The organism is Streptomyces sp. NBC_01298 (assembly GCF_035978755.1).
In the GTDB taxonomy this organism is placed as follows: Bacteria; Actinomycetota; Actinomycetes; order Streptomycetales; family Streptomycetaceae; genus Streptomyces.
Map to the genome: position 1 here is coordinate 882,655 of NZ_CP108414.1, position 26,837 is coordinate 909,491.

Genomic DNA, 26,837 nt, shown 5'->3' on the forward strand with positions numbered 1-26,837 from the left:
CTGCGGCCGTGGCCGGGGTGCCGAGATCTGTATCCGAGGCATGGTGGGTCACCTCTTCGGGAGCGAGACCCGCAACAGGCCCGCACTCCAGAATCACCCGGTGGGACACTCGCTTGGCAGGGCCGACGGGGACTGGGGTGGGGGCCGACCGGCCCCCACCCCGGCACCGGCGACGTCGCGCACCGGAGCCTTCACACCTTCTGGACGCGCGACGGGTTCGATACGGCCAGGTCGTCGTGGCGCGGCCCGCCCAGCACGACCTTCAGCGCGCCCGTCTCACCGGCACGGGAGAACACCTCGTACGCCTCTTCCATCTGTCCCAGCTCGAAACGATGGGTGATCAGCGACGAGGTCGGCAGCCGGCCGGCCGCCAGCATGCGCAGCAGCATCGGCGTGGAGGAGGTGTCCACGAGCCCGGTGGTGATGGTGACGTCCTTGATCCACAGGTCTTCGAGGTGCAGGGTCGCCGGCTTGCCGTGGACGCCGATGTTCGCGACCCGGCCGCCCGGGCGGACCATGCGGGTGCACATCTCGAAGGTCTCGGGCACGCCGACGGCCTCCATGACGACGTCCGCGCCGAGTCCGTCGGTCAGGTCACCCACGAGCATCTCCGGTTCCTCGGCCGCGTTCACGACCGCGTCCGCCCCCAGCTCGCGCGCCGCCGCCAGCCGGGACGGCGCGAGATCGACGGCGATGACGCGGGCCGGCGAGTACAGCCGTGCCGTGGTGATGGCCGCGAGTCCCACGGGGCCGGCGCCGACCACGACGACGGTGTCCCCGGGCCGCACGTTCCCGTTCAGCACCCCCACCTCGTAGGAGGTGGGGAAGATGTCCGCGAGCAGGACGGCGGCGGCGCTGTCGACCGTGCTCGGCAGCGGGTGCACGGAGAGGTCGGCGAACGGCACGCGGACGTACTCGGCCTGCGTGCCGTCGATGGTGTGCCCGAGCACCCAGCCGCCGCCCCCGCGGCACTGCCCGTAGCGGCTCTCGCGGCAGAACCGGCACCGGCCGCATGAGGAGATGCAAGAGACCAGGACCCGGTCGCCGGGGCGCACCGAGCGGACGTCACCTCCGCACTCCACCACCGTGCCCACGGCCTCGTGGCCGAGCACACGGCCTGGATTCACCTCCGGCAGATCACCCTTGACGATGTGCAGGTCCGTCCCGCAGATCGTCACGGCGTCGACGCGCACGATCACGTCGGCGGGATCCTTGATCGCCGGATCCGGCACCTCCTGCCACGCGGTGCTTCCCGGTCCCTGGAAGACGAGTGCCTTCATGACGCCACCTCTCCATGTCTCCCGTGCTCCGGCAAGGTCACCTCAGGCTGTCCCCGTCGCCCGGTTCCCGGACAGGGCCGGACGGTCCCGCACCGGGGCCCGACAGGCCCCTCCGGCCCGTGGCGTGGACGTGTGAGGGTGGATGGCGGGGTCTCCTTCACCGGGGGACGGTCGCCGATCTCCGGGACGGCCCCGGGAACCCTTCGCCTTCTCATTGAGGACCACCACGCCATGACCTCCAGTCCACGTCTCGTCCGCGACGTGATGACGAGAACCGTCGTCAGCGTCACGCCCCTGGCCGGCTCAACCCTGGCCAAGGACCTGATGACGGCTCCCGCCGTCACCGTTGGGCCCGGTGCCACCCTGTCCCAGGCGGCCCGGCTCATGGCGGAACGGCACATCAAACGGCTACTGGTCGTCGACCCGGACGGCACCCTCCAGGGCATCGTCAGTCGCACCGATCTGCTCCGGGTGTTCCTGCGCCCGGACAGTGAACTCGTGGACGAGATACGGCGCGAGGTGGTCGGCCGACTGTTCCCGCTCGCACAGCACAGGGTGCGGGTCGACGTCCACCACGGCGTGGTCACCCTCTCCGGCGGCATCCTCGACGCATCGCTCATTCCGGTGGCGGCACGTCTCGCACGCGCCGTGGAAGGCGTGGTCGACGTCAACTGCGCGCTGACCCCGTCGGTCGCGCGGACGGCCGGGGCACAAACGCTCCGCCTCAGCGGAAACACCTGATCAGAACCCCTTTCGATCTCCGTACCGGAGTAGAATGGAGCTACCGGGAGTACTTCGCGCATCGGATGCAACTCAGGTGTCATTTCCGGCGATCAATACGCTGGGCCGTCGAACTGCGGGCGGCCCGGGGACAGGTCTCCACCATGACCGTCATCCTGGAACGCACCACGCCTCCCACGCCACTCGCGCCTCCCGCTGACGCGTCTCCTCGCCCCGCTCGCCTCGTGCTCACGCCGAAGACCATGCTCTCCGGGCAGCTGGACGGCGCCTGGTGGCCCCGCTCTCGTGACCTCTCAGCCGAACTCCCCGCTCTCATCGCCGCCTTGGCCGAGCCCTGGGGGCGCATCACCCGCGTCACCGTGAACCCCACCCGCTGGCCCCTCATCCCGCACAAGGTCCCCGTCGCCGGACACACCCTGCGCGTGGGCTGGTTCACCGAACAGGACCCCGACAAGCTGATCCTGCTCTCCTACACCGTCGGCCGCTGGGACCTCCTCGTCGTCCCGCCCCAGACCGCACCCGCTTCCGCGGCCCGCCTGATGGCTGCCGCCGCCGTCCCCGGCAGCGTCCTGACCTCCCGCGCGCTGATCGCCGCCGAAGCCGTCATCGGCCGGATTCCCGACCTCCGGAACCGCGAAGACGCCTGGGAGAGCGAAGGCGGGGCGCGCGCGTCCGACATCGGCTCCCTCGCCAGGCTGCCGGTCGGCCCACTGTCCGCCGGCGCCTGGTGGTGAGCGCCGCCGTGCCTGGCCGGTCAGCGGCCGAAGGTGTCGATCCCCTCCACGAGCCAGTGCCCGTCTCGATCCAACAGGTCCAAGGCGAACATCGCTCCCGCGTAGACGCCCTGGTCCTGGGGGCTCCGCCCCTCGGTTCCCGCCGTACTGACGCTGCTCTGGTCCGCGTAGACCAGGACGCGCGCCCGGTCGCCGTCGATGCGCTCGACGGCACTGTCCGTGAGCGTCGTCGTGATCACTGTCTTCTGCTTCTCCGCCTGGGCGAGGACGTCGTTGAACAGCGCCCGGTGCTGGGTGACGGCCTTGCCGGTGAGCAAGGTCTTCGCCGCGCTCTCGAAGGCGGCGGGCCGCGCGTGGTCGTAGGAGAAGAGGGAGGCGACGGCACTGGCGGTCTGGCCCTTGATCTCGCTGGTACGGGCGACGTCGGTGAGCGCCGTGTTGGCCCGTACGGGATCGTCCCGCAGCGCCGCTGCCCGGCTGTGGGCGAATCCGGCGCCGGAGCCGAGCAGGACGGTGAGGGCGCAGAGGACGAGGAGGGGGGCGAGGCGTTTCCCTCCGCCCCTGCGCGTGCGGTCGGCCGTTCCGGCCCCTTCGTCCGGCTCGGGTGCCTCCTGCCGCTTCGCGTCGGCGGCCCCGCTCGTCGGCGTCCGCGTCCGCGTCCGCGAGGATGCAGGCCGGTGGCCCACGGGTGGGCGGGAGGCGCCGGCCAGGGACTCCTGTGAGCCGGTGGCATCGGCCGGGCGCACGGCGGGGACGGTCTGGTCGCCGGCGGCCTGGCGGCGGCGCTGGCGGTTGATGAGGTGGCGGGTCGTCGACATCGTGCCTGTCCTTCTCGGGTGCGGGCGGCTCTCGGATGCGGCTTGCTCTCGCGGTACGGCGGCCGGTCAGCCGGTCGCCGTGCCGCCCACGGGGGCCTGGCCCAGCGCGCTGAGCTTCCAGTCGGTTCCGGTGCGGCTCAGTTCCCCGAGCATGCGGCTGTCCTTCTCGCTGCTCTTGTCGTCAGCGGCCTTTACGGTGATCCGCAGGGCGACCAGCACCTTGGCCCGCCCCGCGCGGTCGTCCAACTCGGTGACGGCACCGGACAGCACCCGGGCGGTGGTCACCGTCTTCGCCGCCTTGACCTGTTGCGCGAACTCGACGCGCCCTTTAACGAGTTGGTCGTGCAGGTCGCCGGTCGTGGACGACTCCCACAGATCCAGGCCCTGGTCCACCTTGGTGTGGTCGAGGGTGTTGAGGTTCTGCACGGCCTGTTCCGCCGCCGCGAGCGCCCGGTCGCGCTGGACGGCGTACGCGGCGGACTCGTCGTGGCTCGCCCCGTACCAGTCCTGGGCCGCCCACGCGGCGATACCGCCCGCGACCAGGGTGAGTGCGAGGGCGACGGCCAGGATCGGCCGGGTGCCCACGAGGGCGCGGACCGCGAGTGTCATGGGGTGTTCCCGTCTCCCGCTCATCTCTCAGCGGGTCTTGATGTCGACGATCTGCCAACGGTTCTCTTGGAACTGGGCGGTGACGGTCAGCTGGGCCGCGGCCGAGGTCGTGGCGCCCCCGTCCCGCCTTGAGGTCTGGTCGAGGAGGACCAGGAGGCGCGCGGTGTCCCCGTCGAGTTCGATCACCCCGGTGCGGACGGCCCTCGTGTTCAGGGTGATCTTCTGGGTCTCCAGGTTGGCGCGGAGCTGGGCGAACAGGTCGCCGTACTGCCGGGCCGCCTTCCCCCCGAGCACCGTCCGCGCCGATCGCGCGGTGGCGTCGGCGCCGGTGGGGGTGTACGAGAAGATCCTGGCGAGGCCGTCACTGACGTCGCCGCTCACCCGTTCGGTGGTCGCGGTGTCGGTGAGGGCGCGGTTCTGGGCGGACGGGGTCGCGCGCAGTCGGTGTGCGCCGTAGAAGAAGGCGCTGCCGCCCAGGAGCAGGAGGGCTACGGCCGCCGCCACGGCCGCGGGGCGCCACCGGCCGGCCAATCGGGAGCGGGAACCCCGGACGTCCGGTTCGCCCTCGGAATCGGCATCGGCATCGGCCGCGCCCGCGTCCGTGGCCGTCGGTCCGGAGCCGGCCGTCGTGTCCCGGACGGCCGGCCCCTGCGTCTCCGCGGGCCCGTTCCTCGTCTTGCGCCGCAACAGCGTCACGGCGCCTCGCTTCCCGCGCCGGCCGTGGCGGAAGCGGTGGCGCCAGCGCCCGCCACCGGTACGGCGCTCAGTGCCTTGACCTTCCAGGTGTCGCCGCCCGTACGCTCCAGGACGGCTTCGAGGCGCTTGCGGTCGCTCGTCGCCTTCGAGGTGCCCTGGGGCGTGACGTCGACGCGGACCGTCGCGATGAGCTTCGCCGTACCCGCCCGGGCGTCCAGCGCGGTCACGGCCGCTTCGGTGACGGTGGCGCGGGCCGAGGCGCCCACCACCGGCCGGGTGGCGCCCAGTTCGGTGAGCAGCGGCCCGGTGGAGGCGTGGCGCCACGCCTCGATGCCGGCCTCCGCGTGCTCCCGCGTGGACGCGTCCAGGGTGTTGAGCACCGTGAGGTGATCGCGGCCCTGGGCGAGGACCTCGTCCCGCGCCCGGCCGAAGGCGAGGGCGTCGTCGGTGCGGGCCTGTGCGTAGGTCCAGGCACCGGTCCCGCAGAAGGCGAGCGCCACTGCCAGGGCCGCGCCCGCGAGGACGCGCGCTCGCCTCATCGACCGCTCCCGGCGCCGAGGCCGAGCAGCCCGGCCAGGTCCGTGGGGCCGCCGGCCTGGCCCGGCAGGGCGAGTGCGCCGGGCAGGGGCTGCGCGGCCGGTGCGGTGGCGGAGCCGGCGCCGCCCGAGGGCAGGGACCCCGGTGTGGCCGGGGTGGGGACGGGTCCGCCCTTCGGGGCGTTCGCGGAGCCGCGCACGTTCTTACCGGACGAGGCCGGGCTCGTGCAGGAGGCTGCGGTGTTGAGGGCGGGTGCGGTACCGAGGTCCAGGCCGTTGCGGTAGCGGGTGCCGCCGTAGCCGGAGGTGCAGGGCAGGGGCTTGAAGAAGGTGACGGCCATGCCGAGGTTCATCCGTCCTCCGTCGACGGTGGTGGCGCCCGCGGAGACGGCCACGGGGAACTTCACGAGCAGTTCCTCCAGGCCGTGCTGCCGGGTGACGGCGATCTCCGAGGTGGTGAGCAGGTTGGCGAGGACCACGCCGAGGCTGGGGTCGAGGTCGCGCAGGAGGCCGCTGATCTGGGTGGCCGCGTCCGGCGTGACGGCGAGCAGGCGGCGGACATCGCCGTCGGATCCCTTGAGGGTGGCGGCGAGTTCGCGTGCGCCGGTGGCGAAGTCGATGATGGCCCGGGCTTCCTCGGCCTGGGTGCGCAGGACGACCTCGCCGTCGTTGATGAGGCGGGTGGTCTCGGGCAGGGAGCGGTCTGCGGCCTGCACGAACGCGCTGCCGCTGTCGATCAGGGCCTGGAGGTCGTCGCCGTGGCCTTCGAACGCCTTGCCCAGCTCGTCGACGACCGTGCGCAGCGAGTCGAGGGGAACGGACCGGGTGAGGTCGTTCATGCTGGCCAGGAGGTCGGTGACGGGTGCGGGGACCTCTGTGTCGGCCTGGTCGATGCGGGCCCCCTCCGTGAGGTACGGGCCCTGGTCGCCGCGGGGCCGCAGGTCGATGTACTGCTCGCCGACGGCGGACAGTCCGGCGACGACGGCCTTGGCGTCGGCGGGGACGCGGGCGGCCGCCTTCTTGATGTGCAGCCGGGCCACGACTCCGTCGGCGGTGAGGTCGATGGCGCCGACGCGTCCTACGGAGACGCCCCGGTAGGTGACGTCCGAGTGGGGGAACAGGCCGCCGGTCCGGGAGAGGTGGACGTCGACGGTGTAGTAGTCCGCGACGCCGATGTAGCGGCCGAGGTCGGCGTAGCGGATGCCGAGGAGACCGAGGACGAGGACGGAGATGACGAGGAACGCGAGGTTCTTCAGTCGTACGGCGAGGGTGATCACCGGGTCTTCCCTCCGTCCTGTGCCCCATCGGTGGTGCTCCGCCCGCTCGGGGAGGACGAGGCTCCCGGCGGTTCGAAGCTCTGGACGGGCGGCAGCGGCAGCGGTGCGGGCGACTTCGTGGAACCGCGGCCGGACGCGCCCCCGCGGCCGGTGGTGCCCGGATCGGTGGGAGGGGTGGGGGTCGGCGTCGGGTCGGGCGTGGTCTGCGGGACGAGCGGCGGGATGACCTGTGTGCCCGGTTCGGCGGCGATGTACAGGTAGGTGTTGAGGTAGTCGCCCTTGATGCCCCGCATCACCTCGTCGGTGAAGGGGTACGTCAGCAGCGCCTGGAGGGAGTCGGGCAGGTCGGCTCCGGCGTCGGCGAGTGCTTGCAGGGTCGGCGCCAGTGCCTTGAGGTCAGCGACCATGTCGTCCTTGCCCGCGTTGATGGTGGAGACGGCGACGCCGGACAGCGTGTCGAGGGCGCGCAGCATGGTCAGGAGCGAACCCCGTTGGTTCTCCAGGGTCTTGAGGCCGGGCGAGAGGCCGGTGATGACCTTCCCCACGTCTTCCTTGCGCCCGGCCAGGGTGGTGGAGAGCCGGTTGACCCCGTCGAGGGCCTGGGTGATGTCGTCCCGGTGCGCGTCGAGGTCGCTCACCAGCGTGTTGACCCGCTCCAGCATGGAGCGGACCTCGGGCTCGCGTCCGCCCAGCGCGGCGTTCAGCTCCTTGGTGATGGTCTTCAGCTGGTTGACCCCACCGCCGTTGAGCAGCAGGGACAGGGCGCCGAAGACCTCCTCGACCTCGGTGTCGCGACTGGTGCGGGCGAGCGGGATCGTACTGCCGTTGGTGAGACGCGCACCGCCCGCGTCCTTGGCGGGGGCGGTGAGCTCGATGAACTTCTCACCGAGCAGGCTGGACTGCTGGAGGCGGGCGCCCGCGTCGGCGGGCAGCCGGATGTCTCCGTTGATCTTCATGGTGACGCGCGCCGTCCAGTCGCCGGTCCCGAGGCGGATCTCGGTGACGCGGCCGACGGCGACGTCGTTGACCTTCACGGCGGACTGCGGGACGAGGCTGAGGACGTCGGCGAGTTCGGCGGTGACCGTGTACGGGTGGGAGCCGAGGTCCGCGCCGCCGGGCAGCGGCAGGTCCTCGATGCCGTCGAAGCGGGGCAGGTCGGCGGGGAGCATGGTCACGGTGAGGACCACGACCGCGCCCAGGGCGACGATCCCGGCGATGCCCGCCCCTGCGGCCTTGCCGGTGAGGTGTCCGCGGCGCTTCACCGGTCCCCCGCCCCGCCGGCGGCCGAGGAGCCGCCCGCCACGGGCAGCGGGAGCAGCGGTCCGCCCACGCTGATCTCGTTGAGGTTGGCCCGGCCGTCGAGGGTGCGGGTGTCCTTGTTGTACGCGCCCACCACGTTGGACGCCGCGAGCGGGGCCACGTCGAGGGCCTCGGCGAGGGAGGCCCGCTGGTCGACGAGGGTCTGGGTCAGGGGGACCAGCCGGTCGACGTTCTGCTTCAGCTCGCCCCGGTTGTTCTGGATGAAGGTCTTGACCTGGGCGAGGGCCTTGCCGAGTTCGGTGAGGGCGCCCGCGAGGTCGTCCTTGTTGTCGGCGAAGAACGTCACCACGTCGTCGAGGCGTTCCTGGGCGGTACGGACGTCGCCGTCCTTGTCCTTGAGCATGGTCGTGAACGTCTGGAGCTGGCCGAGCGTGGCGAACAGGTCGTCGCTGCTGCCGTCGAGGGTCTTGGCCGCCTTGCCGAACTCCTGGATGGACGTGCCGATCGCCTCACCGTTGCCGCCCAGGTTCTTCGCGCCGGTGTCGATCAGGCCGGCCAGGGCTCCGCCCGCATTGGCGCCGTCGGGGCCGAGGGCCTTGCCGAGGTCGGTGATCGAGGCGTACAGCTGGTCGATCTCGACGGGGGTCCGGTTGCGGGACGCGGCGAGCCGGGCTCCGTTGGCGAGGGCGGGGCCCGAGGCGTAGGCCGGCGTGAGTTGGACGTACCGGTCCGCGACGATGCTGGGGGCGACGATGACGGCCCGCGCGTCGGCCGCGACGCGTACGCCGTCGTCGACCTGGAGTCGGACGCGTACCCGGGTGCCCTCGGGCTCCACGGACTCGACCTCGCCGACGCGCACCCCGAGGATGCGCAGGTCCGAGCCGGCGTAGATGCCGACGGCGCGGTCGAAATAGGCCGTGACCCGGGTGCCCTCGGAGCCGAGGGCGCGTACGGCGACGAGGCCGCAGGCCGCGAGCACCACCATGGCGAGCCCGATGACGAGGGGTCTTCTGAGTTCGGTCATCGGGCACCGCTTCCCTTCGCCGCCGCCGACGTCTGCTGCGGCGGCTGGCATCCGGTCTTGGGCTGTGACGCCTCGGGCAGGTAGTTGCGCGGCACGACTCCGCAGAGGTAGCTGTCGAACCAGTGGCCGTTGCCCAGGGTGTTGCCGACGAGCCGGTAGTACGGGCCGACGAGGGCGAGGGTCTTGTCGAGCTGGCCGCTGTTCTTCTCCAGGACCTCGGTGACGCGGCTGAGGGCCTTGAGGGTGGGGCCGAGTTGGCGGTCGTTGTCGGCGACGATGCCGCTGAGCTGCGTGCCCAGCTCACGGCTGCCCTTGAGCAGGGCGCGGATGGCGTCGCGCCGGCCCTTCAACTCGCCGAGCAGTGATCCGCCGTCCTCGATGAGGGTCTCGAAGCTGGACTTCTTTCCCTCCAGGGTCTTGGTGAACGTCCGGCTCCCCTGAAGGAGTTGGGACAGTTGGGCGTCACGGCTGGAGACGGACTTGGAGAGTTCGGACAGGCCGGTGGCGGCGCTGCGCACGCTCGGCGGCGAGTTCTTGAAGGTGGCGGAGATCGTCTCGAAGCTTTCGGCGAGCTTCTTGGTGTCGATGGCGTCGACGGTGCCGCTCAGGTCCTGGAACGCCTGGGTCACGTCGTACGGGGACGTCGTGCGCGTCAACGGGATGCGGCTGCCCGGATCCTGGCGTTCGGCGCCCAGCGGGTCGAGGGCCAGGTACTTCTCGCCGAGCAGGGTCTTGATGGCGATGGCGGCGGTGGAGCGGTCACCGACCCAGGCGTCGCCGACCCCGAAGGTCACCTTCACCTTGGGCCCGTCGAGGGCGACCCCGGTGACCGAGCCGACCTTGACGCCGGCGATGCGCACCTCGTCGCCGGTGGCGAGTCCGGCGGCCTCGGTGAAGTCGGCGCTGTAGGTGGTGCCCGCGCCGGTGAACGGCAGGCGGTCCACGTTGTAGGCGAGGACGGCCAGTAGGGCGAGCACGACGAATCCGACGACGGCCACCGCGACGGGGTCGCGGTCCTTGACGGGGGTGAACCGGGGCGGGCGGCTCATCCGCGGCACCTCGATTCGGTCACGATGATGCCGGTCGGCGGCTTGGAGCCGTCGGAGGTGCTCACACCGCTCACGCGGGCCTCGCAGAGGTAGAGGTTGAACCAGGACCCGTACGAGGACAGCCGTGCCAGGGCGGCCATCTTGGCCGGTGTCCTTTCGAGGAAGTCCTCGATCTGCGGCGTGTGGTCGCCGAGGGTGTTCGAGAGGCGGCCCAGTTCGCCGATGCTCCGCTTGAGGGGGGCCCGCCCGTCCTGGAGGAGTCCCGCGGTCACGGTGGTGAGGTCACCCATCGCCTGGACGGCCTCGCCGAGCGGCTTGCGGTCGTCATTGAAGCCCGTGACGAGCTTCTGGAGGGTGACGACGAGATCGCCGAAGGCGGCCTCTCGGGTGTTGAGCGTGTCCAGGACGGTGTTGAGGTTCGTGACCACCTGGCCGATCACCTGGTCCTTGGCGGCGACGGTCCGGGTGAGCGACCCGATGTGCCGAAGGAGGCTGTCGACGGTGCCGCCCTCGCCCTGGAGGACCTGTACGAGCGACTCGGCGAGGTCGTTGACGTCACTCGGCGACAGGCCCTCGAAGAGCGGCTTGAACCCGTTGAACAGCAGCGTCATGTCGAGCGCGGGCGTCGTGCGGTCCAGCGGGATGGTGGAGCCGGGCGGCAGGACGGAGCCCACGTCGCCGCTGCCCCGGTCGAGGGCGACGTAGCGCTGCCCGACCATGTTGAGGTACTTCACCGCGGCGGTCGCCGAGACGGGCAGCGTGCGGTCGTCGCGGATGCGGAAGGTGACCTGGGCGGTGCGCCGGTCGACGACGCGGACGTCCGTCACCTCGCCGACCTTCACGCCCGAGATCCGTACGCTGTCCCCGTCGATGAGCCCGGTGACGTCGGTGAACAGCGCCTTGTACGAGCGCGTACCCGAGTCCACGCCGGTGTCGGCGATGCTGAGCGCGAGCACGGTCGTGGCGAGGGCCGTGACCAGCACGAAGATCAAGGATTTGACCACCGGGCCGGTCAGGGGGCGCCGTCGGGTGTGTGCGAGGTCGTCCCTCACTTGAGGACCACCTCCGCTCCGCGGTACGCGGGTCCGGCCAGCAGGCTGCTCCAGTCGGGCAGGTCGCCCGGCGGCTTCTCGGCGGCGGGCGCGAGGAGTTCGTTCAGGATGTCGTTCTCCTGCGCGGAGTTGGCGGGACCGAGGTCCTGGTCGGCCGCCGCCGTGGCCCGCGCGGCGGGTGCCACGGGGACACCGAGGTAGGGCACGGGGTAGCAGTGCGGACCGCCGCCCGAGGTGTACGAGGGGGTGTCACGGCCGGGTGCGTAGGCCCCGCGCGAGGGCACGGTGACCACGTTGACGTGCAGCCCGGGCCGGTCGGTGCCCTTGCCGAGGGCCTTGTCCATGGCCGGTACGAATTCGGCGAGGGTGCGCAGGGTGCAGGGGAACGACGAGGAGTACTCGGCGAGCAGTTCCAGGGTCGGCCTGCCGGTGGCGCTGAGCCTGATGATGTTGTCCTTGTTCTGGCGCAGGAAGGTGGTGATGTCCTGGGCGGTTCGGGTGGTGGCCCCGAAGGTGGCGGCCAGCTCGCTCTCCTTCTCGGCGAGCGTGCCGCTGGTGGTGGTGAAGTCGGTGAGGGCCGTGACGATGTCCGGGGCCGCGTCCGCGTACACGTTGCTGACCTTGACGAGTTCCTTCAGGTCCCGGTTGAGCGCGGGCAGTTCGGGGTTGAACTTCTTCAGGTGCGCGTCGAGTTGGGCGAGGGTGTCGCCGAGCTTGTCGCCGCGCCCTTCGAGTGCCCGGGAGACGGCGGACAGGGTGGCGGAGAGCTTTTGCGGCTGGACGGCGGTGAGCATGGGCAGCACGTTGTCCAGGACCTGCTGGAGTTCCACCGCGCTGCTGGAGCGGTCCTCGGGGATGACGGCGCCGGCGCCGATCGGTTCGGACGAGGGCGACGTCGGCGGTACGAGCGCCACGAACCGTTCGCCGAACAGGGTCGTCGGCAGCATCTGGGCGCGCACGTCGGCGGGAACCTCGTGGAGGGTGTCGGGATCCATCGCGAGGGTGAGCCGGGCTCCCGTGCCGGTGGCGGCGATGGAGCGGACCTCGCCGATGACGACGCCGCGCATCTTCACCTCGGCCCCCGGATGCATCTCGTTGCCGACGCTGCCCGTCTCGATGGTGATCGGGGTGCTGTCGGTGAACTGCTTGTCGTAGACGGCGATCGCCAGCCAGACCAGGAGGGCGGGGACGAGCAGGAAGACGAGGCCGGCGGTGCGGCGGCGCAGGGTCGTCACGCGGGGACCGCTCATCTCACCCCGCCACCTTCACGGTCGTGGTCGCGCCCCACAGGGCCAGCGACAGGAAGAAGTCGGTGACGCTGATGAGCACGATCGCGTTGCGCACGGACCGGCCCACCGCGACGCCGACCCCGGCGGGGCCGCCGGAGGCGCGGAACCCGTAGTAGCAGTGGGCGAGGATCACCATGACGCTGAAGATCAACACCTTGAGGACCGACAGCACGACGTCCGTCGGGGAGAGGAACAGGTTGAAGTAGTGGTCGTACGTTCCCTGGGACTGGCCGTTGAACAGGACGGTCACGTAACGGGAGGCGAGGTACGACGAGAGGAGGCCGATCGCGTAGAGCGGGATGATCGCGGCGACGCCCGCGATGATGCGGGTGGTGACCAGGTACGGGATGGAGCGGATGCCCATGCCTTCGAGGGCGTCGACCTCCTCGTTGATCCGCATCGCGCCGAGCTGGGCGGTGAAGCCCGCGCCGACGGTCGCGGAGAGGGCGAGCCCGGCGACCAGGGGCGCGATCTCCCGGGTGTTGAAATACGCGGAGACGAAGCCGGTGAACGCGGCGGTGCCGATCTGGTCGAGGGCCGCGTACCCCTGGAGGCCGACGACGGTGCCGGTGAACAGGGTCATCGCGATCATCACGCCGATGGTGCCGCCGATGACACCGAGCCCGCCGGAGCCGAAGGCCACCTCGGCGAGCAGCCGCTGCACCTCCTTGAGGTAGCGGCGCAGGGTGCGCGGAATCCAGGCCAGTGCCTTGACGTAGAACAGGAACTGGTCGCCGGAGCGGTCGAGCCACAGGAACGGGGAGGCCATCGACCTCAGCCTCCCTTCGGCGGGACGATTTGCAGGTAGATGCCCGTCAGCACCATGTTCACGAAGAACAGCAGCATGAAGGTGATGACGACGGACTGGTTGACGGCGTCGCCGACCCCCTTGGGGCCGCCGCGCGGGTTGAGGCCGCGGTAGGCGGCGACGATGCCCGCGATGAACCCGAAGATCAGGGCCTTGAATTCACTGATGTACAGGTCGGGCAGTTGGGCGAGTGCGGAGAAGCTGGACAGGTAGGCGCCCGGGGTGCCGCCCTGGAGGATGACGTTGAAGAAGTAGCCGCCGAGCGTGCCGACCACGGACACCAGGCCGTTGAGGAGCACGGCCACGCCCATCGTCGCCAGCACCCTTGGCACGACCAGGCGTTGGACCGGCGAGACCCCCATGACCTCCATCGCGTCGAGCTCCTCGCGGATCTTGCGGGAGCCGAGGTCGGCGCAGATGGCAGAGCCGCCCGCGCCGGCGATGAGCAGGGCGACGATGAGCGGGCTCGCCTGCTGTATGACGGCAAGGACGCTGGCGCCTCCGGTGAAGGACTGGGCACCCAACTGCTGGGTGAGCGAGCCGACTTGGAGGGCGATCACCGCGCCGAACGGGATGGAGACGAGCGCGGCGGGCAGGATCGTGATGCTGGCGATGAACCAGAACTGTTCGACGAACTCCCGGAACTGGAAGGGCCGTCTGAAGACGGACCGCCCCACCTCGGCCGCGAGGGCGAAGAGCCGGCCGGTCTGCCGCAGCGCGCCCGTGATCACGAGCCGCTCCCGGTGGCCGGAATCCGCAGGGTCGGCGCCTGCGCCCCGCGCGCGTAGGTGTCCTCGATGGCGGTACGGGCCGCGGGCGGCAGCGTGTCGAGCATGGCGAGGACGCGTTCGCGACGCCTGAGGGCGGCCTGGCGCGGCGGGAGTCCGGGCGAGGGCTCCAGTTGCGGGACGATGACCCGGGGCGCGGCGGGTACGACGCCGGGCACGGCGGCCTCGGCGGCGAGGGTGGCCGCGTCCTTCTCCTCGGACATCCCGATGGGCCCTTCGCGCCGCCCCGCGAGGAACTGCGCCACGACCGGTTCGTCGCTGGTGAGCAGCAGTTCCCGCGGGCCGAAGGTGACGAGGTTGCGCCGGAAGAGCATCCCCATGTTGTCGGGGACGGTCGCGGCGATGTCGAGGTTGTGGGTGACGATGAGCATCGTCGCGTCGATCTGCGCGTTGAGGTCGATCAGCAACTGCGAGAGGTTGGCGGTGCGGACGGGGTCGAGACCGGAGTCCGGCTCGTCGCACAGCACGATCTGCGGATCGAGCACGAGCGCGCGGGCCAGTCCCGCCCGCTTGCGCATGCCGCCGCTGATCTCGCCGGGGAGCTTGCCCTCCGAGCCGAGGAGCCCGACGACGTCGATGCGCTCCATGACGATCCGGCGGATCTCCGACTCCTTCTTCCGCGTGTGCTCGCGCAGCGGGAAGGCGATGTTGTCGAAGAGGGACATGGACCCGAAGAGGGCGCCGTCCTGGAACATGAGACCGAAGAGTTTGCGGGCCTCGTAAATATCGCGCTCGGGGCTGTTCACCATGTCGACGCCGGCCACGAGGACGCGTCCTCTTTCCGGCTTCAGCAGGCCGATGAGCGACTTGAGGAAGACCGTCTTACCGGTTCCGGAAGGGCCGAGCATGACGCTCACTTCCCCTGCGGGCAACGTCAGGGTCACGTCCTGCCAGATGTTCTGCTTGCCGAAGGACATGGTCAGACCTTCAACAGCCACTTCGATTCCCACTCCACCTCCAGCAGTCGCGCGCCACGTGTGCGTCGCGGGCCGCACGTTAGGTCGTTCACGATCACCGGACAATAGGCGTGACACCAATTCGAACCGGGGCCGGGGAACTTGTCACCGCGTGGACAAGTTCGGGTGCGTCACTTGTCTCCGCCGTCAGGACTCCCATGTTCAGGGGCCGCCGACCAGGGGGCGAGCATCGCACCCGGAACGCTACGGCCGAGTAACATCGGACGGCAATAAGTGGGTTGCGAGTTTTTCGCGGGGCGGCCCGTGACCCGAATTCCTTGTCACGTGGATTACACATGCGCGCCGCCGATTGTCACGACGCAGAGCACCCCCGCTCCCCCCCGCCGGGATGCATACGCCCTGCACGAGGGGAAACAGGGTGGAGCGGCGCCCGATCGACCGGAATTATCGACTTTACGCACCCGGTGGCTAATGCGATACCGAGGACCGCTCACCCCGTGAACAGTTAATGCGGGCTCTTCAAAGAATCTTGAACTACGCCATTGTTCAGCCAAGTTTCCCGCAAGTAACGTCAGCGTCGCGGCCGAGGAACACCGAGCCGCGGGCCGCCTGCGTCTCCCCCATCGCACAGCTGCGGCCCACCTCCGCCGGTCAATCCCCAAGGAGTCCCACAGCCATGAAGAACACCCTCAGAAACCTCGCGTTCGTCACCGGCGCCGCTGCCGCCGCACTCGCCCTGACCGCGGGCACGGCATCGGCCGTGCCGTCCACCACGTGGACCGTCAACCCCTCCCCCGCCGCCTTCACGGCGACGAACAGCGGGAACATCGTCCTCAGCGTCAACGGCATCGCCATGACGTGTACGACCTCGGGCGGGTCCGGCTCGATGGCCAGCGCGACCGGCAACCCCGCCACCGTCGCCTCGATCAGCGCCATCACCTTCGGCGCCACCGGCTCGCCCTGCACCAGCGTCCTGGGCAACGTGACGACCGTCGCCACCACCCCGTGGACCGTGGTGGCACAGGACTACACCGCCGCGACCGGCGTCACCAAGGGCTACATCGGCAACGTCGACGCCAAGGTCACCGTCGGCGCCTGCGTCTTCCGCGTGACGGGCAAGGCGTCCGGCACGTACACCAACTCGACGGGCAAGCTCGCGGTCTCCAGCACCACCGGTGAGCTCAACGTGGTCTCCTCGACCAACTGCGGCAGCGCCGTTCCGGTCGGCGCCAAGCCGATCTTCAAGGGCGCCTACCTGGTCAAGAAGACCGGCACCGCGATCATCCCGACCATCGTCGGCTCCAACCCGTAAGACGTGCGGGAGTGCCCCCGGCACTCCCCGGGTTCGTACGCCCGACCGGTGGGACCCGGCCGGGCGTTCGCCGACCCACGACGCCCGCCAGACACGCCGACCCCAGGCACGCCGACCGGCCCCGCCGGCCGTCGTGCCCCGGACGATCCCCGAGCGGAGCAAGTGATGAGAGGCCACCGTCCCGCCCTGCGGACGCCGCGCGGGCGCGCACGCGGTGCGGCGATCGCCGCCTTCGTGGCGCTCGCCCCCCTGTTCTCCTCGGCTGCCGCCGCGGTGGGGTCGCAGGAGGTCACCGCGAAGCTGCCCTACGACTGCGCGCTGCCCTCGGGACCGCAACGCGTCGCGGTACGGATCAAAGCCACCTTCCCCGGCCGGGCCACCACCGGTGAGGCGATCCGCCCCACCGCGGTCACCACGACGGTCGAGCTCCCGGCCCCGGCCGTCGCCGATCTCGCGGCCCTCGAGGCCACCACGGTGGTGCCCGAGACCAGGCTGTCCCTCGAAGTCGCCCAGCAGGGAGCGAAGGCACAGGCCCTCTGGCGCGGCACCGGCGCCGCCCGGCCCGTCGCCGTTCCCGCCGAGGGCCCGTTGACCGTCACCACCAGCGGCGAGGCCCCGACCGTGACGGCCGTCGCCGACGGCGACCTCACCCTCACGGCCACGGACCTCGGCCTCGACCTCGCCCTCGGTACCGCCGACGGCGCTCCCGCCGTTCCCCCGTCCCTGACCCTGGCCTGCACCCTCGCGAAGGACGCCGACGGCCACGGCCTACTGGTCACCGTCCCGGTCGGTCCGACCTCCCAGACCCCGGCCCCGAGCGGTTCGCCCTCCCCGTCGGTTCCCACGGCCCCGGCGACCGAGCGACCGGAGGACCCCGCGCCATCGACCGGCCCCGGCACTCCGAAGGGGCCGACCGCGCCCGGGGCCCCGGCGGCACCGGCGCCCGGGGACAAGGGCAAGAGCAAGGGCAAGAGCAAGGCGCCGAAGGTCGGCGATGCCCGCTCCGGCCCGGCGGCCGGCAGGCCGCCCGCGCCGCGCTGCGTCAAGGAGAACCCGACCAGCCAGTCGCTCACCGGATACATCACGGGCTACTCCAACGTCACCAAACTGGGCGGCGCTTCACTGATCCCGTTGTCCTGCGTGCAGATCGAACAGGGGCCCGCGGACTTCGTCCCGTTCCCGGACGGAACCTTCCACATCATCCAGAACTCGGAAGGCAATCTCGACCACCAAGGCCGCAAGCAGACCCCGCCGTTCACCTCGACCTTCCTGACCTTCGGCTTCACCCCGACGACGGCGACCATGGTGCTGGAGCAGGCGGGGCCGATGAGCGTCGCGGCGGACGTCCTGCTCGACTTCAGCACGGGCAACAACTACGCGACCACCTATGTGCGCGTTCCGCTGGTCCTGCGGGTACTGGACGCCAAGGTCAACGGCACGCGCCTGGACGTCGGCCCCTCCTGCCGCACCGCGGGCCCGCTCAGCTCCCCCGAGCCCGATCCGCGCGCGCACCCCGGCCCGCACCTGGTGATGCTCGGCAAGGGAGTGATCATCTCCGGCGAGCCGGCCACGGGTTACCAGTTGTCCTCGGGCGGACCCCTGACGGGCGAGGTGACCATCCCCGCGTTCACCGGCTGCGGGGCGGGCGGTGAGGACTTGGACCGGCTGCTGACCGCGTCCATCTCCGGCTCCGGCAACTACATCAAGCAGATGCAGGGCCAGACCTGCAGTGTGGCGCAACCGACCGAGGGCGAGTGCACCGAGGACCGCCAGCCGTACGTGGTCCCGACGCCCGAGCGCTGATCCCCACCCTCGCACCACGCACGTCCCCACCCGTACCGCCGCACCTCCGTACCGCCGTACCCCCGCACCTCCGTACCCCCGCACCCCCGCACCCCCGTACCGCAGACCTGAACGTCCCCCGTCATCGAAAGGCACCTCCATGCCACTCGCCTCCGCACGCACCCGGCTCGCCACCCTCTCGGCGCTGACCGCGTTCGGCGCGTTCGCCTCCCTCGGTTCGGCGACCGCCGCCACGCCGGCGCTCAACGGAAGCTGGGGTCCGTTCACCCGCTGCCCCGTCGACTCGCCGACGATGCTCGGGGCGGACGGCCTGGACAAGGCACCCCAGTGCGTCGTCTCCTACTCCACCAGCGGGTCCATCAAGCTCGGCAAAACGACGGTCCTCACCGGCAACAGCAACCTCCAGATGGGAGTCGTCCAGAACGCCGACGGCACCAGCGTCGTGGTCGCGCCCGCCTCCGGGGCGATCATCGCCGACTCCGCGACCGTGCCCGGCGGCCTCCTCGGGCTGATGTGTCCGAGCAACATCCCGGGCATCACGGCCATCTGCCAGCAGCTCTCGGACGCCAAGCTCAACAAGATCACCGCGACCCTGGAATCGGTGGGCACCCCCTCGAACTTCGACCAGATAGCGGGCGTCGTCACCGACCAGACGATCGTGAACATCCCCGTCCGCATCCACCTGGAGAACCCGTTCCTGGGCAGCAACTGCTACATCGGCACCAAGACCAACCCGATCGTCCTGCAGCCGAAGAACCTCAACTACCCCGAGTTCGGGGTGGATCGGTTCAACGGTGACGGCAGCGCGAACGAGGAGGGCGACATGAGCCGCCTCAACCTCCTCGGCTCCACCCAGTACGACACGTCCTTCGCGGTCCCCGGCGCCAGCGGCTGCGGCCTGGGGATCTTCGGCCTGATCGACGCGGCGGTCAACCTCAAGACCGGCCTGCCGTCGGCGGCCGGCAAGAACAGCCTGACCCTGAACAACACCCAGACCTACCTGGGCGGGCTCTACGCCCCGGGTACGGTGGCCCCCGACGCGGGCAAGCAGCTCTCCCTCAACTGGCACTCCGCGGTCAAGTAACCGCCATCCAGGGCCGATTCCCGGCCGATTACGCCGACCCCGCCTCTTCCTCCGGCGCAACTCGTGCTCACGTGGTGTACAGCGCAAGCAACTTGATTTAGCGTCAGCACCACAAAACAGGTATGGACCTGACGGGCCGCGCCCGCTCCCTCCAGTCAGCCAGGGTGCTGCCACGCCGCTCCCCATCGGGCGCGCAGGAGAGCAAGGGACCGGTCATGCCCTCAATCGCACAGACGCCGGACATCGGCGAACCGCTCGATCCGCTCCCCAAGGAGTTCGCAGCCTTGATGAGGCCCGAGGTCCCGGGCCTCATCAAGGAGATCAGAGTAGAAGTCCAGCGCGCCTTTCCCGTGTACACCCGGCTCCTCAACGGCCCCAACGCGGACGCCATCCGCCAGGGTGTGGAACAGGCGCTGGGCACGTTCGTGGACCGCGTCGCCGACCCCGGCGCGAGCTCGGTCCTGCGCGACGAACTCCTGCGCAAGTTCGGCCGGGTGGAGGCCTACGAGGGCCGCGACCTCGAGACCCTCCAGGGGGCCTACCGACTCGGCGCGCGCATCGCGCTCCGCCGGGCCAAGACCCTCGGCCGCCGGTACAAATTATCCCCCTCCCTCATCCTCGCCTTCGCGGACGCGCTCTTCGCCTACGTAGACGAACTGGAGGCCCTCGCGCGCGAGGGGTACGCGGAGGTACGGGCGCGTGCGGCCTCCGAGGTGTCGGCGTTACGCAGGCAACTGCTCCACCTCATCCTCGTCGGCTCGCCCCTGCCGCAGGCGACCATCGCCGAGCTGTGCGAACAGGCGGCGTGGGAACTCCCCACCCAGTGCACCCTGGTGGCCTTACGGGCCCCGGCACCCGACGCCATACGGACCTGCCTGGACCGGGACGTCCTCGCGGATCTCGGCATCCCGCATCCGCACCTGCTGATCCCCGGCCCCCTCACCCCCGAGCGTCTGGCGATGCTCGAATCCGCCCTCGCGGGCGCCTCGGCCGTCATCGGCCTGACCGTGCCACCGCCGCAGGCCGCCGACTCCATCCGGTGGGCCAGGAAGGTGCTCCAGCTCATCGACGACGGGATCGTGCCCAACCGACCGGTCGTGCGCTGCGAGGACCACCTGACAACGTTGTGGCTCCTGTCCGACCCGGCGCTCGTCACCCACATCGCCGCCCGCGAACTGGCCCCGCTCAGCGGACTCACCGGCTCCCGGCGCGGGCGCCTGGTCGAGACGCTGCGCGTCCACATCTCCACGCGCGCCCCCGCCGATCAGGTCGGCGAGGTGCTCGGTGTCCACGCGCAGACCGTCCGCTACCGCCTGCGCAACCTGGACGCCCGCCTGGGCGACCGCATCACGGACCCGGACCACCGCTTCACCCTGGAGGCGGCCCTGCGCTCGCTCCATCTCCAGGGCAACGACTACGCGGAATGACCCGGCACCCCGGCCGCTTCGACCGGACGTCAAACCTTCACGGGCGTCGCCGGTTCCCGTCCCGATCCACACCCGACGGCATCGGCGCGATCCGGGGAGGACTGCGACCAGGAAGATTCGTTTCCCCCGGCATTGGATCGGAGCGCGAGCAGTTCTTCTTCGAGTGAGCCGGCCGCTCGCCCACGGGGCCCTTGAGGCAGCCTTGACCCCTGCCGGGAGGAGCGTGACCTTCGCGGTAACCGTCACGAACACCGGCAGCCGTCGCGGCACCGAGGTCGTGCAGATCTACGCCGCCCTGCCCCCGCGCGGACACTCGTTCAACGTGAGGGCAGAGAGGAACCGCGCACCACCAGTTCCGGCTGCAGCACGATGTGCCGGTGCTCGTGTGCGGCCCCGGCCTCACCCGTCTCCTCGAGGAGCATCTCGGCCGCCATCATGCCCATCGTGACGGCCGGCTGCCGGACGGATGTCAGCGGGACCGCGGCCGCCGCGGCGAATTCGATGTCGTCGTAGCCGACGAGGGCCACGTCGTCGGGGACCCGCACGCCGGCGGCGTACATGGTCTGGAGGAATCCGAGGGCCAGCAGGTCGTTGGCGCAGAAGACCGCGGTCGGCCGGTCGGACAGGCCCAGGAAGCGGGATCCCGCGTCCCGGCCCGCGGCCACGTCGAGGGTTCCGGCCGGCAGCTCCAACAGCGCCGACCGCGCCAGGCCGGCTTCGGTCAGCGCGTTCCATGCCCCGGTGCGCCGGTCCCTGACCTGGCTGAGCTCCTCGGGCCCGGACACGTAGCCGATGGAACGATGCCCGGCATCGATGAGGTGGCGTACGGCCAGGGTCCCGCCGACCACGTCGTCGACCGAGACCGAACACTGGTCGGCGCCCTCGGCGACCCGGTCGACGACGATGAAGGCAATGCCGTGCCGCCGGAACGCCTCGAGGTTGCGGCCACTGGCGTCGGCGGGTGTGAGGAGGACGCCCCGCACCCGCTGCTCCGCGAAGAGCGCGAGGTATTCGGCCTCCTCGGCGGGGCTCTGCCCGCTGTTGCACACCATGACGCCCAGCCCCGCCCGGCGCGCGGCCCGTTCGGCACCCTTCGCGATGTCGACGAAGAAGGGGTTGGCCATGTCCAGGACGAGCAGCCCCAGGATCCGGCTGTGGCCGGCGCGTAGCTGGCGCGCGGACTCGCTGCGTACGTAGCCGAGCCGGTCGATCGCGGATTGCACCCGGAGCCTGGTGCTCTCGGAGACCGAATCCGGTCGGTTGATCACGTTCGAGACCGTTCCCACGGACACCGCGGCAGCGCGGGCGACGTCCTTGATCCCCACCGATGGGGCCATGGGCCCAGACCTCCAGGCAGTACGGGCTGACAACGACACGGACGTCCAGGTTACTGGATGAATCGTTTTAATCGCGCCTCCCGCATCAGCGGAAGGCGGCCGCCGCTGCGCGAGACAGGGAGGCTTGACAGGTTCCCAGCCAAGCTCTTAGCTTCCGAGCAAGAAATTGAATCGTTTCATTTCATCTTCATGCCGCAGGAGCGCCCAGTGACCGACCACGCCGCCGTGAAGGCTGCCCTGAAGACCCAGGCCATCGAGACGCCGTCGTGGGCGTACGGCAATTCCGGCACGCGCTTCAAGGTCTTCTCCCAGCCCGGGGTGCCCCGTACCCCGCAGGAGAAGCTCGACGACGCCGCCAGGGTCCACGAGCTGACCGGGGCCGCGCCGAGCGTCGCCCTGCACATCACCTGGGACCGCGTGGACGACTACGGGGCTCTCGCCGCGGACGCGGCCCGGCGCGGACTGCGTCTGGGCGCGATCAACGCGAACGTCTTCCAGGACGACGACTACAGGCTGGGCAGCGTCTGTCACCCCGATCCGAAGGTCCGGAAGAAGGCGGTCGGTCACCTCCTGGAGTGCGTGGACATCATGGACGCCACCGGGTCCAGGGACTTGAAGCTGTGGTTCGCGGACGGCACCAACTACCCCGGCCAGGACGACATCCGCGCACGCCAGGACCGACTGGCCGAGGCCCTCGCCGAGGTCTACGGCCGGCTGGGCGAGGACCAGCGGATGCTTCTGGAGTACAAGTTCTTCGAGCCCGCCTTCTACGCCACGGACGTACCGGACTGGGGCACCGCCTACGCGCACTGCCTGAAGCTGGGCGAGCGGGCGAAGGTCGTCGTGGACACCGGGCACCACGCGCCGGGCACCAACATCGAGTTCATCGTCGCCACGCTGCTGCGCGAAGGGAAGCTCGGCGCCTTCGACTTCAACTCGCGCTTCTACGCCGACGACGACCTGATGGTGGGCGCCGCGGACCCCTTCCAGCTCTTCCGGATCATGTACGAGGTGATCCGCGGCGGCGGCTTCACTCCGGACGTGGCCTTCATGCTCGACCAGTGCCACAACATCGAGGCGAAGATCCCCGCGATCATCCGCTCGGTGATGAACGTGCAGGAGGCGACCGCGAAGGCCCTCCTCGTCGACCGGGACGCGCTGGCCGCGGCCCAGCGTTCCGGCGATGTCCTGGCCGCGAACGCGGTCCTCATGGACGCCTACAACACCGATGTACGGCCCCTGCTCGCCGAGGTCCGGGAAGAGCTGGGCCTGGACGCCGACCCGGTCGGCGCGTACCACCGCTCCGGCTGGGCGCAGAAGACCGCCGCCGAGCGAGTCGGCGGCGCGCAGGCGGGCTGGGGTGCGTGAGCCCCGCCACCGCCCGTACCCCCACTCCCCCCGTCACGGACCTGAGGACACGTAGCGATATGACTCTGCACCCCGAAGCCGCCGCTCTGCTGGAGCGCTCTCACCAGCTCGGCGCGGACGCGCGCAACACCAACTACGCGGGCGGCAACACCTCCGCGAAGGGCACCTCGACCGACCCCGTCACCGGCGGCGACATCGAGCTGATGTGGGTCAAGGGCTCCGGCGGCGACCTCGGCACCCTCACGGAGGACGGGCTCGCCGTCCTGCGCCTCGACCGGCTGCGCGCCCTCGTGGACGTCTATCCCGGCGTGGAGCGCGAGGACGAGATGGTGGCCGCCTTCGACTACTGCCTGCACGGCAAGGGCGGGGCCGCGCCTTCCATCGACACGGCCATGCACGGCCTGGTGGACGCCGCGCACGTCGACCACCTCCACCCGGATTCGGGGATCGCACTGGCCTGCGCGGCGGACGGTGAGAAGCTGACCGCCGAGTGCTTCGGCGACACGGTGGTGTGGGTGCCCTGGCGGCGCCCCGGATTCCAGCTCGGCCTGGACATCGCCGCCGTCAAGGAGGCGAACCCGCAGGCCATCGGCTGTGTCCTCGGCGGCCACGGCATATCGGCCTGGGGCGACTCCAGCGAGGACTGCCGGCGCAACTCGCTGCACATCATCCGTACCGCCGAGCGGTTCCTCGGCGAGCGTGGCCGGCCGGAGCCGTTCGGTCCGGTCATCAGCGGATACGAGCCGCTGCCGGAGGAGAACCGCCGGGCCCGGGCCGCCGCCCTGGCTCCGCACATCCGGGCCATCGCCTCCCAGGACCGGGCGCAGGTAGGGCACTTCAACGACGGCGAGGCCGTACTCGACTTCGTCGCCCGCGCCGAGCACCCGAGGCTGGCCGCGCTGGGCACCTCCTGCCCCGACCACTTCCTGCGCACCAAGGTACGGCCCCTGGTCCTCGACCTGCCGCCCACCGCACCCCTTGAAGAGGCGGTCGCCCGCCTGCGGGAACTGCACCTCGCTTACCGCGAGGAGTACACCGCCTACCACCGGCGCAACGCGACCGCCGACTCCCCCGCCCTGCGCGGTGCGGATCCCGCGATCGTGCTGGTGCCCGGGGTCGGCATGTTCTCCTTCGGCAAGGACAAGCAGACCGCGCGCGTGGCGGGCGAGTTCTACGTCAACGCGATCAACGTGATGCGCGGCGCGGAGGCCGTCTCCAGCTACCTGCCGATCGACGAGGCCGAGAAGTTCCGCATCGAGTACTGGGAGCTGGAGGAGGCCAAGCTGCGGCGGATGCCCGCGCCCAAGCCGCTGGCCACCCGTATCGCGCTGGTCACGGGCGCGGGCAGCGGCATCGGCAGGGCGATCGCCCACCGGCTGGCGGCGGAGGGGGCCTGCGTGGTGGTCGCCGACCTGAACGAGGACAACGCCGCGGCCGTCGCAGAAGAGCTCGGCGGCTCCGACCGGGCCGTGGCGGTCCGCGTCGACGTCACCTCGGAGGAGCAGATCACCGGCGCGTTCCAGGAGGCTCTGCTCGCCTTCGGCGGCGTCGATCTCGTCGTCAACAACGCCGGCGTCTCCATCTCCAAGCCGCTCCTGGAGACCACCGCCAAGGACTGGGACCTCCAGCACGACATCATGGCCCGCGGCTCCTTCCTCGTCTCCCGAGAGGCCGCGCGGATCATGCGGGACCAGGGCCTGGGCGGCGACATCGTCTACATCGCGTCCAAGAACGCCGTCTTCGCCGGCCCGAACAACATCGCCTATTCCGCCACCAAGGCCGACCAGGCACACCAGGTCCGCCTGCTCGCCGCCGAGCTCGGGGAACACGGCATCCGCGTGAACGGGGTCAACCCCGACGGCGTCGTCCGGGGCTCGGGGATCTTCGCCGGCGGCTGGGGAGCCCAGCGCGCGGCCACGTACGGCATCGAGGAGGAGAAGCTCGGCGAGTTCTACGCCCAGCGCACCCTCCTCAAGCGCGAGGTCCTGCCCGAGCACGTCGCGAACGCGGTGCTCGTGCTCACCAGTGGCGACCTCAGCCACACCACCGGCCTGCACGTCCCCGTCGACGCCGGCGTCGCCGCCGCGTTCCTGCGATGAGCACGGAGCCGCAGCCGTTCGCCGCGGTCGACCTCGGCGCGTCCAGCGGACGCGTCATGGTCGGCCGCGTCGGCCCCGGCACCCTGGAACTGACCGAGGCCCATCGCTTCCCCAACCGGCCGGTGCGCGCCGGTGCCACGCTGCACTGGGACATCCTCGGGCTGTACGCGGGCGTCCTCGACGGGCTGCGCGCGGCCGGAGCCACCACCGGTGGACGCCTCGCCTCGGTCGGGATCGACAGCTGGGCCGTGGACTACGGGCTGATCGACGACGACGGCGCCCTGCTCGGCAATCCCGTGCACTACCGGGACGCCCGCACCGAGGGAGTGCCTGAAAAGGTGTGGTCCAAGGCCCCGGCCGAGCGACTGTACGCGCAGACCGGCATTCAGCACGCGCCCTTCAACACGCTGTACCAACTGACGGCCGCCCGGAGCACCGCGCAGTTGGCCGCCGCTCGGCGGCTCCTGTTGATCCCGGACCTGGTCTCCTACTGGCTGACGGGCCAGGAGGGGACCGAGCTCACCAATGCCTCCACCACCCAGCTGCTCGACCCGCGCACGGGAAGCTGGTCGTACGCCGTCGCCGATGCCGCGGACATGGACCTCAGCCTGTTCCCGCCCCTGCGGCATCCCGGCGATCCCGCGGGCCTCCTGCTGCCCGAGGTCCTCGACGCCACGGGGGTGGCCGGTCCGGTGCCGGTCACGACGGTCGCTTCGCACGACACCGCGTCGGCCGTCGTCGCCGTACCCGCGGGGCGTGACGAGCGCTTCGCGTACATCTGCACCGGCACCTGGTCGTTGGTCGGCCTGGAGCTCGACTCGCCCGTCCTGACCGGAGCAAGCCGCCGCGCGAACTTCACCAACGAACTGGGGATCGACGGGACCGTGCGCTACCTGCGCAACGTCATGGGGCTGTGGCTCCTGCAGGAGTGCATGCGGGAACGGGAGTGGGAAGGCGCCGGTCTCGTTCCGCTGCTGAAGGCCGCCTCGGAGGTTCCGGGGCTCGTCTCCGTGGTGGACGCCGCCGACCCCGCCTTCCTTGCCCCCGGCCGGATGCCGCAGCGCATTGCCGAGGCCTGCCGAAGGTCGGGCCAGCCGGTGCCGCGCACACCCGCCGAGACGACGCGGTGCATCCTCGACTCCCTGGCACTCGCCCACCGTAAGGCCGTCCAGGACGCACAGCGCCTCGCCGACCGGGAGGTCGACGTCATTCACATCGTGGGCGGCGGAGCACGCAACGCCCTGCTGTGCCAGTTGACGGCCGACGCGTGCGGGCTGCCGGTGGTGGCCGGTCCGGCGGAGGCGGCAGCCCTCGGGAACGTGCTCGTACAGGCGCGCGCCCAGGGACTCGTCGGCGATCGCGCGGCCATGCGGGAGCTGTTGACGCGCTCCCAGCCCCTGACCCGCTACGAACCGGCCGGCGACCGGGCGGCCTGGGCCGCCGCAGCCGAGCGGATCACCCCTCCCTGACCGCTGTGGGCGGGCGCGGGTCGAAGTGTCCCCCGCGCCCACCCGCGGTCCAACCGTCGC

Annotated in this window: 24 protein-coding genes; 9 read left to right on the forward strand and 15 right to left on the reverse strand. The window is 70.9% G+C overall.

Translation table 11 applies throughout. The features are described from left to right. Positions 1-191: 191 nt before the first annotated feature. Entirely contained in the window at positions 192-1,280 is a 1,089-nt protein-coding gene (locus tag OG730_RS03945; RefSeq protein ID WP_327302829.1) for a zinc-dependent alcohol dehydrogenase family protein, read from the reverse strand. Between the two features lie 231 nt (positions 1,281-1,511). Here OG730_RS03945 and OG730_RS03950 point away from each other — a divergent pair, with 231 nt between their 5' ends. Further along, positions 1,512-2,021: a CBS domain-containing protein gene (locus tag OG730_RS03950; RefSeq protein WP_327302830.1), complete on the forward strand. Its 510-nt coding sequence runs from the start codon at positions 1,512-1,514 to the stop codon at positions 2,019-2,021. A 224-nt stretch (positions 2,022-2,245) separates the two neighbouring features. Beyond that, positions 2,246-2,755 carry a DUF5994 family protein gene (locus OG730_RS03955; RefSeq protein WP_442814819.1) on the forward strand — a complete coding sequence of 170 codons (510 nt, stop codon included), beginning with the start codon at positions 2,246-2,248 and terminating at the stop codon, positions 2,753-2,755. A 20-nt stretch (positions 2,756-2,775) separates the two neighbouring features. Here OG730_RS03955 and OG730_RS03960 read toward each other — a convergent pair whose 3' ends face one another. The 13 genes from OG730_RS03960 to OG730_RS04020 form a co-directional block, all read right to left on the reverse strand. Continuing rightward, positions 2,776-3,573 (reverse strand): hypothetical protein, encoded by a 798-nt coding sequence (locus OG730_RS03960; RefSeq protein ID WP_327302832.1) that lies wholly within the window; start codon positions 3,571-3,573, stop codon positions 2,776-2,778. Positions 3,574-3,639: 66 nt separating this feature from the next. Next, positions 3,640-4,182 (reverse strand): Rv1363c family protein, encoded by a 543-nt coding sequence (locus OG730_RS03965; protein WP_327302833.1) that lies wholly within the window; start codon positions 4,180-4,182, stop codon positions 3,640-3,642. Positions 4,183-4,209: 27 nt separating this feature from the next. Next, the gene (locus OG730_RS03970; protein ID WP_327302834.1) at positions 4,210-4,878 is read right to left on the reverse strand and encodes a hypothetical protein; all 669 of its coding nucleotides are present in this window, start codon (positions 4,876-4,878) and stop codon (positions 4,210-4,212) included. Next, on the reverse strand, positions 4,875-5,417 hold the full coding sequence (locus tag OG730_RS03975; RefSeq protein WP_327302835.1) for a hypothetical protein: 543 nt from the start codon (positions 5,415-5,417) through the stop codon (positions 4,875-4,877). Before OG730_RS03975 ends, OG730_RS03970 begins: the two co-directional genes overlap by 4 nt. Next, positions 5,414-6,691, reverse strand: a complete 1,278-nt coding sequence (locus tag OG730_RS03980) for an MCE family protein (RefSeq protein ID WP_327302836.1) — start codon at positions 6,689-6,691, stop codon at positions 5,414-5,416. Before OG730_RS03980 ends, OG730_RS03975 begins: the two co-directional genes overlap by 4 nt. Next, complete coding sequence (locus tag OG730_RS03985) at positions 6,688-7,953, reverse strand: MCE family protein (RefSeq protein WP_327302837.1); 1,266 nt, start codon at positions 7,951-7,953, stop codon at positions 6,688-6,690. Before OG730_RS03985 ends, OG730_RS03980 begins: the two co-directional genes overlap by 4 nt. Next, positions 7,950-8,975, reverse strand: a complete 1,026-nt coding sequence (locus OG730_RS03990; RefSeq protein WP_327302838.1) for an MCE family protein — start codon at positions 8,973-8,975, stop codon at positions 7,950-7,952. Before OG730_RS03990 ends, OG730_RS03985 begins: the two co-directional genes overlap by 4 nt. Continuing rightward, positions 8,972-10,024 (reverse strand): MCE family protein, encoded by a 1,053-nt coding sequence (locus tag OG730_RS03995; protein ID WP_327302839.1) that lies wholly within the window; start codon positions 10,022-10,024, stop codon positions 8,972-8,974. The genes OG730_RS03990 and OG730_RS03995 overlap by 4 nt, the downstream gene beginning before the upstream one ends. Beyond that, positions 10,021-11,076: an MCE family protein gene (locus OG730_RS04000; RefSeq protein WP_327302840.1), complete on the reverse strand. Its 1,056-nt coding sequence runs from the start codon at positions 11,074-11,076 to the stop codon at positions 10,021-10,023. Before OG730_RS04000 ends, OG730_RS03995 begins: the two co-directional genes overlap by 4 nt. Then, on the reverse strand, positions 11,073-12,326 hold the full coding sequence (locus OG730_RS04005) for an MCE family protein (protein WP_327302841.1): 1,254 nt from the start codon (positions 12,324-12,326) through the stop codon (positions 11,073-11,075). Before OG730_RS04005 ends, OG730_RS04000 begins: the two co-directional genes overlap by 4 nt. A gap of 1 nt (position 12,327) precedes the next feature. Beyond that, complete coding sequence (locus OG730_RS04010) at positions 12,328-13,134, reverse strand: MlaE family ABC transporter permease (protein ID WP_327302842.1); 807 nt, start codon at positions 13,132-13,134, stop codon at positions 12,328-12,330. Positions 13,135-13,139: 5 nt separating this feature from the next. Beyond that, positions 13,140-13,904, reverse strand: coding sequence for an MlaE family ABC transporter permease (locus OG730_RS04015; RefSeq protein WP_327302843.1), 765 nt, complete (start codon positions 13,902-13,904; stop codon positions 13,140-13,142). Further along, the gene (locus tag OG730_RS04020) at positions 13,901-14,911 is read right to left on the reverse strand and encodes an ABC transporter ATP-binding protein (protein ID WP_327302844.1); all 1,011 of its coding nucleotides are present in this window, start codon (positions 14,909-14,911) and stop codon (positions 13,901-13,903) included. The genes OG730_RS04015 and OG730_RS04020 overlap by 4 nt, the downstream gene beginning before the upstream one ends. 643 nt (positions 14,912-15,554) lie before the next feature. Between OG730_RS04020 and OG730_RS04025 the strand changes: the two genes are divergently transcribed. The 4 genes from OG730_RS04025 (at position 15,555) to OG730_RS04040 (ending at position 20,504) form a co-directional block, all read left to right on the forward strand. Beyond that, positions 15,555-16,190 carry a PraA/PraB family alkane oxidation protein activator gene (locus OG730_RS04025; protein WP_327302845.1) on the forward strand — a complete coding sequence of 212 codons (636 nt, stop codon included), beginning with the start codon at positions 15,555-15,557 and terminating at the stop codon, positions 16,188-16,190. Between the two features lie 165 nt (positions 16,191-16,355). Then, complete coding sequence (locus OG730_RS04030) at positions 16,356-17,993, forward strand: DUF6801 domain-containing protein (protein WP_327302846.1); 1,638 nt, start codon at positions 16,356-16,358, stop codon at positions 17,991-17,993. 139 nt (positions 17,994-18,132) lie between these two features. Further along, positions 18,133-19,077 (forward strand): hypothetical protein, encoded by a 945-nt coding sequence (locus tag OG730_RS04035; protein ID WP_327302847.1) that lies wholly within the window; start codon positions 18,133-18,135, stop codon positions 19,075-19,077. A 215-nt stretch (positions 19,078-19,292) separates the two neighbouring features. Further along, positions 19,293-20,504, forward strand: a complete 1,212-nt coding sequence (locus OG730_RS04040; protein WP_327302848.1) for a PucR family transcriptional regulator — start codon at positions 19,293-19,295, stop codon at positions 20,502-20,504. Between the two features lie 317 nt (positions 20,505-20,821). Here the strand turns inward: OG730_RS04040 and OG730_RS04045 are convergent, their stop codons facing one another. Next, positions 20,822-21,841 carry a LacI family DNA-binding transcriptional regulator gene (locus OG730_RS04045; protein ID WP_327302849.1) on the reverse strand — a complete coding sequence of 340 codons (1,020 nt, stop codon included), beginning with the start codon at positions 21,839-21,841 and terminating at the stop codon, positions 20,822-20,824. A gap of 207 nt (positions 21,842-22,048) precedes the next feature. Here OG730_RS04045 and rhaI point away from each other — a divergent pair, with 207 nt between their 5' ends. The 3 genes from rhaI to OG730_RS04060 are packed head-to-tail and all read left to right on the forward strand — an operon-like array spanning position 22,049 to position 26,777. Then, a complete protein-coding gene (rhaI, locus tag OG730_RS04050) occupies positions 22,049-23,209 on the forward strand; it encodes an L-rhamnose isomerase (RefSeq protein ID WP_327302850.1) in 1,161 nt (386 codons plus the stop codon). 59 nt (positions 23,210-23,268) lie between these two features. After that, positions 23,269-25,308, forward strand: a complete 2,040-nt coding sequence (locus OG730_RS04055) for a bifunctional aldolase/short-chain dehydrogenase (RefSeq protein WP_327302851.1) — start codon at positions 23,269-23,271, stop codon at positions 25,306-25,308. Beyond that, complete coding sequence (locus OG730_RS04060; RefSeq protein ID WP_327302852.1) at positions 25,305-26,777, forward strand: rhamnulokinase; 1,473 nt, start codon at positions 25,305-25,307, stop codon at positions 26,775-26,777. Before OG730_RS04055 ends, OG730_RS04060 begins: the two co-directional genes overlap by 4 nt. Positions 26,778-26,837 lie beyond the last annotated feature (60 nt).